We start from the raw sequence: 11703 nt of genomic DNA, 5'->3' as shown, positions 1-11703 counted from the left end.
CGTATCTTTGCAAAAGTTACACGATTAAATCAGATAAAAAAAGGATGAAAATAACATTGCTTGTGGTGGGTCGTACCGCCGACAGACTCTATGCAGAGGGGATACGCGACTATCTGGAGCGTGCCGGCCACTATGTGCCGTGTGAGATGGAGGTGATTCCGGAGCTGAAGAACACGAAGAGCCTGAGCCGGGAGCAGCAGAAGGAAAAAGAAGGCGAGCTGATATTGAAAGCCATTCAGCCTGGAGATTGCGCGGTGCTGCTTGATGAGCATGGTAAAGAGTTCCGCTCGGTGGAGTTTGCCGCATGGATGGAGAAGAAGATGCATGCGGTGAACCGCAGGCTGGTGTTTGTCGTTGGCGGGCCGTACGGATTTTCTCCGGCCGTGTATCAGGCGGCGCAGGACAAGATTTCACTCTCGAAGATGACTTTCTCGCATCAGATGGTCAGGCTTGTCTTTGCCGAGCAGCTCTACCGTGCCATGAACATACTGAACAACGGCCCTTATCATCATGAGTGACAGGCGGGCCGCTTATTCGAACTTTTGCGACAGCTTGTCGCGGTATTCGCGGGGCGAGCATCCGAAGTATCTTTTCACGTATTTCCCGAAGAACGACAGGTTGGGGAAGTCCAGCTCGTTCGACACTTCCTTGATGCTCATGTCCGTGCGGTTCAGCAGTTGCTTGATGTCCGTCACAACATACTGGTTGATGATCTCGGAGGCCGTATGCTCGCTCGTTTCCTTGCAGATGGCCGAAAGATACTTGGGCGTGATGTGCAGCTTGTCGGCATACCATGCCACCGAACGGCTTTTGGGATAGGACGAAGCGATCAGTTCAGTGAAGGCGAAAAACAGGTTCTCGGCCGATGTGTATCCGTGAGGCTTGATTTCGATGAAGCGTTCGAGCACGTCGTGAAACTCGTACATGAATGCGCGGAGCAGCGCGTCGGTTACTTCGCGCCCGTGCTTGCAGGCGGCGTTCGTAAGCTTCGAGCGGAGAAGGTCGTAGTATTGGTTGAACAGCGTCACTTCTTCGGAGCGCAGAGAAAGAATCGGGTTTTTCTCGAAGAACTGCTGCGCGTTCCATGTGCTTCGGGAGATCAGCGTCATCTGCTTTATGTATTCGGGCGACAGGCAGATACCTCTGAACTCCACGTCCGTGTCGGGCTCGCTGTTTCCTATGATGATGTTCGGCCGGCAGATAAGCAGCTCGTTTTTTTTCAGGGTCTTTTTCTCTCCATTGATAGAGATCGACACGGAACCTCTCAGGCACAGCAATGATATGAAAACGTTGACTTTGATAACCTCCTGCCGTTTCTGCATCTTGGGATTCGATATATTGTCTATAAGTGCCAGCCGGTCGTCATAATAAATGACCCCTTCCTTTGCTTTATCGTCGTTCAGACTTCTCTCCATTATTTTTTTCTCCATACATTTTTGTGTTTCGCTGCAAAATAAACGAAATAAAGACAATACTTGATGATGCTTACTTCTTAAATATTGTCCCGATTGTCTGATTTTGGGAGAAACGAGAAAATTTTTTCAAAGCATTTTTCTTTGCATCCATGAAAAAAGACGGCGGATTTTTAAAAAAATAAGCTGACAAGTCATTTGAGATGACGGCTTATTTTGACTTGAATGACCCGTTATCTTGCTTAAAGTTATTCGTCATCTTTTTGCGGGAAACCTCGTGTCGGCAAAAGGACGTACATGCGCTGTGTTTTTTTTGAAAGATAAACAATAGTAAAATAGTAAGTATGAAAATGATTCGTTGTTTTGTGCTGGCGGTGTCTGCATCGCTGGCACTGGCCGGGTGCCAAGTGAAAGAGGAGAAGACCGGCGGACCTTCTCCCGTAAGAGTGAAAGTGATGAAGGTTGCATTGTCCGAGCAGAAGACGTCCGGGCGTTTTTCCGGAACGGTGGAGGAAGCGGCCGGCACTCCGCTCAGCTTTTCCGTTATGGGAACGGTGAATGCCGTCAGCTTCCGCCTGGGCGACCGGGTGGAGAAGGGGCAGCTTCTTGCCTCGCTCGATGCCACGTCGGTTCGAAGCAGCTATGACGCGGCAAAGGCTGCGCTTGTGCAGGCGGAAGACGCCTACCGCCGCATGAAAGAGCTTCACGGCAAGGGAAGTCTGCCCGAAATCAAGTGGGTGGAGGTGCAGAGCAAGCTCCAGCAGGCGCGTTCCATGGAAGAAATGGCCCGCAAGAACCTGAAGGATTGCAAGCTGTATGCCCCGTTCAGCGGAGTGATAGCAGACAAGTCGGTCGAAGTGGGACAGAACGTGATTCCCGGGATGGCCGTCGGAAAGCTGCTGGGGGTAAGCAGGCTGAAGGTAAAGATATCCATGCCGGAGTCGGAGATTGCTTCGGTTTCCTTGCGTCAGAAGGCGGAGATTGTTGTCCCGGCATTGGGAAACCGCCGGTTTTCGGGGGAGGTGAGCGAGAAGGGAGTCATGGCGAACCCGCTTTCCCGCTCTTATGAAGTGAAGATTGACGTGGCGGATGCCGGAGGAGCTTTGATGCCGGGCATGGTGGCCGAAGTCAGATTGGCTGGCGCCGGTGGAGGAACGGCGGTTATAGTTCCTGCACGCATTGTGCAGCTGGACGAAAAGAACAGGTCGTTTGTATGGACAGACAACAATGGCGTTGCGGAAAAACGGGTGATCTCCTGCGGCGGCTTTTCCGGCGACGGAGTGGTGGTTGCATCCGGACTCAAGGCGGATGACCGCATCATCATAGAAGGGCAGCAGAAGGTCTGCAACGGAACCCGGATCACAACAGACGAGGAGGCAAAGCAATAATCACGCATTATGGAAAAGACAAGACGTAACTTTGTGGAATGGGCGATGCACTACCGGCAGATAGTCATTCTGGTAGTGGCCTGTCTGGTGGCATTCGGCGTGTACAGCCTGCCCGAAATGCGCAAGAACGAGTTTCCCGACTTCACCGTCCGCCAGGGAATTGTGGTGGCGGTGGCTCCCGGCAATACGGCCCGGGAAATGGTTGAACAGGTAACCAAGCCGCTGGAAGACTATATCTTTACCTACAAGGAAGTGAAGAAAGAGAAAACTTTCTCGAAAAGCCGCGACGGTATTGCCTACATACAGGTGGAGCTGAACGATGAGCTTACGGACAAGGATGAGTTCTGGAGCAAGTTCAAGCACGGCGTGTCGCAGTTCAAGAGCGAACTGCCCTCCAATGTGCTGGCATTGGTGGTGCAGGACGACTTCGGAGATACGTCTGCTCTGCTGATCACCATGGAGAGCGATGACAAGACCTACCGCGAGCTGGACGACTACATGGACTTGCTGCAAGGCCGTCTGCGCCGCATCCCTGCCGTGGGACGCATGACCGTGAGCGGGATGCAGAACGAACAGATATCGGTCTATCTGGACCACGACCGCCTCTCCAAGTATGGCATGAATGAACAGACCCTTGCCCTCAGTCTGATGCAGAAAGGGTTCATCACCAGTGGCGGACGGGTGAAGGACGGCACCATGGTAGAGCCTATCTACGTCAGCCGTTCGCTCAATACTGTGCGTGACGTTCAGGAGCAGATTGTCTATACCGACCCGAAAGGCAATGTGGTCCGTCTGAAGGATGTAGCTCGTGTGGTACGTGAATATCCTGATCCCGACAGTTACATCACTAATAACGGGCGCAAGTGCCTTCTGCTCTCCATCGAGATGAAGAAGGGAAAGAACATTGTGGCGATGGGCGATGAAATCAACAAGGTGCTGGATGAGTTTCAGACGGAACTGCCCAGCGATGTTACCTTGTTCCGCATCACCGACCAGCCGAAGGTGGTGGACGACAGCGTGATGAACTTCCTCCACGAGCTGGTTATCGCTATCGTGGCGGTGGTTATCGTGGTGATGCTCTTGTTGCCCTTGCGTGTGGCATTGGTGGCTGCATCTACTATTCCGATTACCATATTCATATCCTTGGGACTGTTCTATGCTTTCGGCATCGAACTGAATACCGTAACGCTGGCGGCGTTGATAGTCACGTTGGGTATGATTGTCGACAATTCGATAGTCATTATCGACAGCTACCTGGAGATGTTGGGCGAAGGCATGTCGCGGTGGCACGCCTCTATCTATAGCACTACGCATTTCCTCAAGTCCATCTTCTCCGCTACGCTGGCGATTAGTATCACGTTCTTCCCGTTCCTGTTCACGCTGACGGGCATGTTGAACGAGTTCGTGCTGAGCTTCCCGTGGGCGATTTCTATTGTGCTGGGCACATCGCTGCTCGTGGCAACACTGCTTGTACCCTTCATGCAGTTCTGGTTCATACGTAAGCCTATGGCGGTAAAGAAGACGGAAGGCAAGAAGCCGTTTAACTTCCTCGAACTCTTGCAGAAGCAATATGACTGGTTGTTCGACAAGTGCTTTGCCCATCCGAAGATAACGGTGACCGTTGGCGTGGTTTCTATCGTGGTGGGTGCGGTGATGTTGACAGGTTTGCCCCAGCGCATCCTGCCCGTGGCCGATCGTAACCAGTTTGCCGTGGAGATATACCTCCCTACGGGAACTGATGTGGATATCACTGCACAAGTGGCAGACAGCATGGAACACATCCTGCGCCAAGACCCGCGCGTGGTGAGTGTGGCTTCCTTCAAGGGATGCGCCTCGCCCCGCTTCCAGACCTCGTATGCGCCGCAGATTCCCGGCACCAACTATGCCCAGTTCATCGTGAACACCACGGGCATCCGCGACACCGAGGCACTGCTGGACGAGTACACCCCGAAATACACCGACTACTTCCCCGGTGCTCGCGTGCGCTTCAAGCAGTTGTGTTACAGCGATGCCGCCTATCCTATCGAGGTGCGGCTGTCGGGCGAAGACTTGGAAGTGCTGAAGCATGACGCGCAAGCGGTGCTGGAAGAGCTGAAGCAGATACCGGAACTTATCCTCGTGCAGACCGACTTCAACGAGCCGTTGCCCGCCGTGGCCGTCAACCTGAAAGAAGATGAGGCTACCCGTTTGGGCGTGACCAACCTCGGACTGGAGTCCACCCTTGCCATGCGCTATGGCGACGGGCTGGCGATAGCCAACGTGTGGGAAGGTGATTATCGGATACCGGTTGTGCTGAAAAGCACCAAAGCCGACCGTGCCTTTTCGGCTGATGTGGAAGACGAACTGATACCTGTAGCCGGCGGACTGGAGAACGTTCCCTTGCGGCAAGTGGCGGATGTGGAGCCTGCATGGGAGGAGGGACAGATTGTCCGGCGCAACGGAATATACACCGTCAGCGTGCAGGCGGAACTGGAGCGCGGCATGAATGCCATGCAGATGACTGCCCGTGTGCAGGAAGCGATGAAAGACATGCAGCTTTCAGACGGGGTGACTCTTTCTTACGGCGGAGAGCAGGAGAAGACGGATGAAGACATGCCTCAGATCATGAGCGGTCTGATGCTGGCTTCCGTAATCATCTTCTTCATCCTTCTGGCTCATTTCCGCAAAATCAGCATTGCCCTGCTGATATTCGGCAGCCTGACGCTTTGCCTCTTCGGTACCGCCTTCGGCATTCTCATTCAGGGGGTGGACTTCAGCATCACCAGCATATTGGGAGTGGTAAGCCTTATGGGTATCATTGTGCGTAACGGCATCATCATGATAGACTATGCCGAAGAGCTGCGGGCTGCGGAGCATTTGAGTGCTTCCGATGCCATCTACCATTCCGCACGGCGGCGTATGCGTCCCATCTTCCTGACTTCGGCCGCTGCTTCGATGGGCGTGATTCCGATGATTCTGGGACGCTCGAGCCTGTGGATGCCGATGGGAACGGTCATCTGCTACGGCACGCTCATAACGATGGTTTTCCTGCTTACCGTCCTGCCGTGCATGTATCTGCTCATTTTCCGCGGCACCTCGGAACGGCGCGAGAAGTGGGATGCTTTGGAGAAACAATAACTTATGAATCTTTTAGCTGATTGAAGCAATGAAACTTAGAAGTATATCCGTTCTGACGGTCGGCCTTATGCTGGCGGGAACGACTTTTGCCCAGCATGTCTATACGCTGGACGAGTGCATAGAAGCTGCCTTGCAGAACAACGTGCGCATGAAGAATGCCGAAAACGATCTGAAGGTGGCTGCGCACGAACGCAAGAACGCCTTTACGAATTATTTCCCTACTCTTTCCGCTTCGGGCGGAGGCTTCATGTCTGACAAGCCTGTCCTCGACCTTGAACTGGCGCCGGGCATGGGATTGTCGATGTTGAAGAACGGCATTGTGGGCGGAGTGTCGGCGGCAATGCCGGTATTCACGGGAGGACAGATCGTAAACGGGAACAAGCTGGCAAAGGAGAACGTCGAAAAATACCGCCTCTTGCGCCACCAGTCGGAATACGAAGTGGAGCTTACGGTGGAGAATTATTTCTGGCAGGCTGTTGTGGCGCAGGAGAAACTGCGCACCATCGCCGCCCTGGAAAAGCAGTTGGCGCAGTTGACGAATGATGTCACCGCATCGGTCGAAGCGGGAGTCACCACACGCAATGATCTGTTGCAGGTGCAGCTCCGCAGCAACGAAACGCTCAGTGCGCGCCTTTCTGCCGAAAACGCCTGCCGTCTGGCGCGCCGTCTGCTGGCGCAATACATCGGAGCCGGAACAGACAGCATCGGAATAGACTTCGTGCTGGCTGATTCGCTTCCCCGCAATCCCGGCTTCCTTTATACCGATCCCGAAGAAGCCTTGTACCGTACCGACGAATACAATCTGATGAATACGGACTTGAGAGCCAAACGCATCGAACACCGCATCAGTGTGGGGAAGAACCTGCCGACGGTGGCCGTCGGAGGCGGATACGGATACAACAACCTGCTGGATAAGGACTGCACTTCATGGATTGGCTTTGTCACGGTAAGCGTTCCGCTTTCCGGATGGTGGGGAGGAGCGCACGACATCAAGAAGCACAAGCTGGAGATACAGTCGGCAGAGAATACGCTTGCCGACGGAAGCGATTTGCTGAAACTGCGGATGGAAAGCACGTGGGATGACCTGACTGATGCTTATCGGAACGTGGAGATTGCGCAGGTTTCCATCTCTCAGTCTGCGGAGAACCTGCGTCTGAACACGGACTATTACGCTGCCGGAACCTGTTCGATGAGCGATCTGCTGGAGGCGCAGACTCTTTATCGCCAGAGCCGCGACCGGTATGTGGAGGCATATGCGAAGTATCAGATAAAGAAGCGTGAATACTTGCAGGCTACAGGACGCTGAGGCGGAATTGGAACGATGTTTTCAGTTGGCGGAACATGCTGCTGTAGGATGATTGCCGTATATTGCGGCTGTAAAAACAAATAAGTGATAACTGTAAAAAACGTGTGAGTATGGATAAGGTAAGCATTGGAATGAATGCCGGCATCGTCTGGCGTGTGGTCCGCAATCATGGACCGCTTGTGGGCTACAAGGAATTGAAGAAAGCCTCAGGGCTTTCCGACCGTGATCTGAATGCGGCTATCGGGTGGCTGGCCCGTGAGAACAAGATCGAGTTTGCCACCAATCCGGACGATGATTCCGATCTGTTCTTTGTAGAATTGAATGTATATTTCTGACGGTGCAAAAAAGTCACGAAGAACGGAAAGCGAATACCCGTATCTTCGTGACTTTATATCTCGAGGCTTGCCGGAACCGGCAGTCCTTATTTCTTGGGAGCCGGATTGTAGCGTGCGTTCAGCCCTTCCACGATTTCCTGTGTGATGTCGAGTGACTTGTCGGCAAACAGCAGGTTGTCGAGCTGTGTGTTGCTGATGATCAGGCTGTATCCTTTTGACTGGTTGTACACTTTCAGGAACGAGTTGATTGAGTCGCGCAGCTGGAGGCTGTTCTTCTGGTTTTCAGCTTGCAGTTCTGCATAGAGCTTTTCCTGCAGCTGCTGGAGGTCGCGCTGCTTCTGGAGCAGACGTGCGTTTTCCTGTTCGGCACGTTCGCGGCTTGCGAATCCGTTGTTTTCAATCTTGCGCTGGAATTCTCTCATCTCGCCGTCCAGTTCCTTGGCCTTTTCGTTCAGTGTGGTGCGGATGTTTTCTTCCTTCTTGATCATCTCTTCGTTCAGATCGTTCCAGTAGCGGTATTTGGTAAGAAGCGAATCCACCTCTACGTAGGCGATTTTCATATTTGTTCCTGCAACGGCCGGAGCTGTTGTCGTGGCAGATGAATCATTCTTCTGGTTACATTGAGTAAACAAAAGAGCGAATGCGAATGCGACGAAGGCATTCAGGATGTACTTTGTCTTTTTCATACGGTTAAAGTATCATTGTTAGTTAATATTTCGTTTTCTGTCGCTTCATTCTGCGTCACCGGATGTCTTTCCGTTCGGCTATCGCATGCGGATTGGCACGCTGCGCTTCCCTGTCTTGCGACTGTACGCAGCCGATGCCCTTTGCTTTCATGGCTTTGTTCCCGCTTACGTGGGTGTTCGGGAAACGCCCGTTTTTCTTGAACAGGATTTTTACCGACAGCAAAACCACGCTGATAGCAACTATTAACAGTGTAATCAGAATTGTCTGAAGCATTTCTATTAATTTTGTGGTGCAAAGATATATTTTTTGTCATGATAACTTTGGATTTTGTCCTGAAAAAAGTCGTTTTGGAGGAGTAAATCATGGTATTTAACTTATTTTTGCGGATTGAATAATATGCAACATTTAATTTAGACGATTATTTTATGGAAAAAAAAGATTTGCAGCCGGCATCGGTTTTTCATTATTTTGAGGAAATCTGTCATGTACCCCGTCCTTCGAAAAAGGAGGAGAGAATCAGACAATATTTGACAGACTTTGCGGAATCGCACGGACTGGAGTATAAAGTGGACGACGCAGGAAATGTGCTGATCAGAAAAAACGCTTCTGCCGGAAAAGAACACCTGAAGACAGTGGTGCTTCAGTCGCACATGGATATGGTCTGCGAAAAGAACGGCGGCGTGGAGCATAATTTCGATACCGATCCGATCGAAACTTACATCGACGGCGATTGGCTGCGGGCAAAGGGTACGACGCTGGGTGCCGACAACGGAATCGGCGTGGCTACGGAGCTGGCCGTGCTGGCAGACCGGAGTATAGAGCACGGTCCGATAGAATGCTTGTTTACCGTAGACGAAGAAACCGGACTGACGGGAGCCTTTGCACTGAAAGAAGGTTTCATGAACGGAGATATTCTGCTGAACCTTGACTCGGAGGATGAAGGCGAACTGTTTATCGGATGTGCAGGCGGTGCGGGCACTACGGCCGAATTTCCCTGTCCGATGGTGCAGGCTCCCGAAGGATATTTCTTCTTCCGTGTGGCAGTCAAGGGACTGACGGGAGGTCATTCGGGCGATGACATCAACAAGAACCGGGCGAATGCCAACAAGATTCTGAACCGTTACCTGACTGCCCTGATGCAGCGTTACGGCATGTGCCTCTGCGAGATAGACGGAGGCAATCTGCACAATGCCATACCCCGCGAGGCGTCGGCGGTATGTGCGGTGCCGATGGCTCATAAGGAAGATGTGCGTGTGGACTTGAATGTTTTCCTTGCGGAAGTTGAAAATGAATACGCGGTGACGGAACCCAACTTGATTATGGAACTTGAATCAGAATCTCCCCGCCGGGAGGTGATGGAGGCAGAAGCCATGAAGCGTTTCCTGCTTGCCGTATACGCAGTGCATAACGGGGTTTACGCCATGAGCCAGGACATCCCGGGACTGGTGGAAACGTCTTCCAATCTGGCTTCTGTCAAGCAGAAAGACGGGAAGATCATTGTTGTCACCAGCCAGCGCAGCTCCATCCTGTCTTCGCGCAAAGACATATCGCAGGCGGTGCGCGCCGCTTTCGAACTGGGCGGAGCATCCTGTGTCACAGCCGACGGTTATCCGGGATGGAAGCCGAATCCTTCTTCCGAAATCTTGGGCATAGCCGTGGAAAGCTACAAGCGGCTGTTCGGGGCAGAGCCGAAGGTGAAGGCCATTCACGCCGGACTGGAGTGCGGCCTGTTCCTCGAAAAATATCCTTCGCTCGATATGGTGTCTTTCGGTCCGACGTTGCGGGGCGTTCATTCGCCCGACGAGCGCATGCTGATCCCTACGGTTGAGAAATTCTGGAACCATCTGCTCGATGTGCTGAAACACATTCCTGCCAAGGCATGACCGGCGGGCTGAAGAGGCTGGGGGCGTTGCTGGCATTGGGGGGAGCGTTTTTCTTTCAGCTGGCGGCGCAACAGCCTTTCCGGATAATGGAATACAATGTAGAGAATCTCTTCGACTGCCGTCACGATTCGCTGAAGCAGGACGGAGAGTTTCTCCCTTCGGGCGTAAGGGGATGGAACCGTTTCCGCTTTGCCGAGAAGGTGAACAAGGTGGCTAAGGTGATACTGGCGGCAAGCGGCCGGCAGGTTCCTGATCTGGTGGCTCTGTGTGAGGTGGAAAATGATTATTGCCTGCGCACGCTGGTCCGTTATTCTCCGCTTCGGGATGCGGCATATGAATATGTGATGACCGATTCGCCCGATGAACGGGGGATAGACGTGGCTTTGCTGTACCAGCCTGCGACGTTCAGGATGCTGGAGTTCCGTCCGATACGGATTCCGCTTGAACAACTGGGACACCGTCCTACGCGCGACATCCTGCATGTGTCGGGGCGTGTGATTTCCGGTGATACGCTGGATGTCTTTGTCTGTCATTTTCCTTCCCGTTCCGGAGGACAGAAGCGGTCGGAGCCTTATCGCCTGCAGGCTGCTTCGTGCCTGAAACAGGCGGCCGATTCCGTGCGTTCCGTCCGTCAGCGTCCGAATATTGTCATTACGGGTGACTTCAACGATTATCCCTCCGACCGTTCGCTTCGGGAGGTGCTGGGTGCGTCACGGCCCGGGGAAGATGAAGTCAGCTGCGGGCGGTTTTACAACCTGATGGACGGCAAGCCGGGCGGAACCTACCGGTACAAGGGCGAGTGGAATATCCTCGACCAGATGATTGTGGGAGGCGAACTGTTGCAGGACAGTTCTTCCGTACGGACGGACTACGGGAAAGCCCGCATCCTTTCGTTCCCGTTCTTGCTGGAAGAGGACGAAACCTATGGCGGCGAAACGCCTTTCCGGATGTATCGCGGAATGCGCTATCATGGAGGCTACAGCGATCACCTGCCGCTGTTGCTCGAACTTGAAATAGATGATGAATGAGCATATGAGAGATTTTGCAGCGATAGACTTTGAAACGGCAAACCGCGAGCTTTCCAGCGTCTGCAGCGTGGGAATCGTGGTTGTGCGGGGAGGGGAGATCACCGGCGAGATTTATCGCTTGATACATCCCTCGCCCAACTATTACAGCTATTGGAACACGCGTGTGCACGGCCTTACGAGGGAAGACACGGAAAAGGCGGATGTATTTCCCAAGGTGTGGGAGGAGATTGCTCCGCTGATAGAAGGGCTTCCTCTGGTTGCGCACAACAGTCCGTTCGACGAAGGCTGCCTGAAGGCGGTTTTCCGCACTTATGGAATGGATTATCCCGATTATGTTTTCCATTGCACCTGCCGGGCTTCCCGGCGCATGTTCGGCAAAGAGCTGCCCGACCACCGCCTGCCCACCGTGGCTGCGCGTTGCGGGTATGATCTGTCCTGCCACCACCATGCGCTTGCCGATGCTGAGGCGTGTGCCCGCATCGCCATGAAAATACTCTGAAGCGGCAGCATTCGGCAGATTTTTGCGTAAAATTCTGTATCTCTAGCG

General features: G+C 53.1%; 11 protein-coding genes. 8 read left to right on the top strand and 3 right to left on the bottom strand.

Annotation, left to right across the window (positions count from 1 at the left end; all coding sequences use genetic code 11):
* Positions 1 to 44: 44 nt before the first annotated feature.
* A complete protein-coding gene (gene rlmH / locus QUW60_RS07445) occupies positions 45 to 518 on the top strand; it encodes a 23S rRNA (pseudouridine(1915)-N(3))-methyltransferase RlmH (protein WP_258337916.1) in 474 nt (157 codons plus the stop codon).
* 12 nt (positions 519 to 530) lie between these two features.
* Here rlmH and QUW60_RS07440 read toward each other — a convergent pair whose 3' ends face one another.
* Entirely contained in the window at positions 531 to 1430 is a 900-nt protein-coding gene (locus QUW60_RS07440; RefSeq protein WP_289559571.1) for a helix-turn-helix domain-containing protein, read from the bottom strand.
* A gap of 326 nt (positions 1431 to 1756) precedes the next feature.
* Here QUW60_RS07440 and QUW60_RS07435 point away from each other — a divergent pair, with 326 nt between their 5' ends.
* The 4 genes from QUW60_RS07435 (at position 1757) to QUW60_RS07420 (ending at position 7558) form a co-directional block, all read left to right on the top strand.
* A complete protein-coding gene (locus QUW60_RS07435; protein ID WP_353479595.1) occupies positions 1757 to 2800 on the top strand; it encodes an efflux RND transporter periplasmic adaptor subunit in 1044 nt (347 codons plus the stop codon).
* Between the two features lie 9 nt (positions 2801 to 2809).
* Positions 2810 to 5917 carry an efflux RND transporter permease subunit gene (locus QUW60_RS07430; RefSeq protein WP_289559569.1) on the top strand — a complete coding sequence of 1036 codons (3108 nt, stop codon included), beginning with the start codon at positions 2810 to 2812 and terminating at the stop codon, positions 5915 to 5917.
* A gap of 28 nt (positions 5918 to 5945) precedes the next feature.
* The gene (locus tag QUW60_RS07425; RefSeq protein ID WP_289559567.1) at positions 5946 to 7223 is read left to right on the top strand and encodes a TolC family protein; all 1278 of its coding nucleotides are present in this window, start codon (positions 5946 to 5948) and stop codon (positions 7221 to 7223) included.
* 110 nt (positions 7224 to 7333) lie between these two features.
* A complete protein-coding gene (locus QUW60_RS07420) occupies positions 7334 to 7558 on the top strand; it encodes a winged helix-turn-helix domain-containing protein (protein WP_258337912.1) in 225 nt (74 codons plus the stop codon).
* An 86-nt stretch (positions 7559 to 7644) separates the two neighbouring features.
* On the opposite strand, the gene QUW60_RS07415 is transcribed toward QUW60_RS07420, so the two are convergent.
* Both QUW60_RS07415 and QUW60_RS07410 read right to left on the bottom strand, forming a co-directional pair.
* Entirely contained in the window at positions 7645 to 8244 is a 600-nt protein-coding gene (locus QUW60_RS07415; protein ID WP_258337911.1) for an OmpH/Skp family outer membrane protein, read from the bottom strand.
* 55 nt (positions 8245 to 8299) lie between these two features.
* On the bottom strand, positions 8300 to 8518 hold the full coding sequence (locus QUW60_RS07410; protein ID WP_258337910.1) for a hypothetical protein: 219 nt from the start codon (positions 8516 to 8518) through the stop codon (positions 8300 to 8302).
* 152 nt (positions 8519 to 8670) lie between these two features.
* Here QUW60_RS07410 and QUW60_RS07405 point away from each other — a divergent pair, with 152 nt between their 5' ends.
* From QUW60_RS07405 to QUW60_RS07395, 3 genes are read left to right on the top strand one after another with little or no spacing between them, the layout of a single operon-like run.
* Positions 8671 to 10128 carry an aminoacyl-histidine dipeptidase gene (locus QUW60_RS07405; protein WP_289559563.1) on the top strand — a complete coding sequence of 486 codons (1458 nt, stop codon included), beginning with the start codon at positions 8671 to 8673 and terminating at the stop codon, positions 10126 to 10128.
* Positions 10125 to 11156, top strand: coding sequence for an endonuclease/exonuclease/phosphatase family protein (locus QUW60_RS07400; protein WP_491745708.1), 1032 nt, complete (start codon positions 10125 to 10127; stop codon positions 11154 to 11156). Before QUW60_RS07405 ends, QUW60_RS07400 begins: the two co-directional genes overlap by 4 nt.
* A 4-nt stretch (positions 11157 to 11160) precedes the next feature.
* Positions 11161 to 11655 (top strand): 3'-5' exonuclease, encoded by a 495-nt coding sequence (locus QUW60_RS07395; RefSeq protein ID WP_289559561.1) that lies wholly within the window; start codon positions 11161 to 11163, stop codon positions 11653 to 11655.
* Positions 11656 to 11703 lie beyond the last annotated feature (48 nt).

The organism is Bacteroides gallinaceum (genome assembly GCF_030373775.1).
GTDB classification, from domain to species: domain Bacteria; phylum Bacteroidota; class Bacteroidia; order Bacteroidales; family Bacteroidaceae; genus Phocaeicola; species Phocaeicola excrementipullorum.
This window is presented reverse-complemented; position numbering and strand designations above follow the sequence as displayed.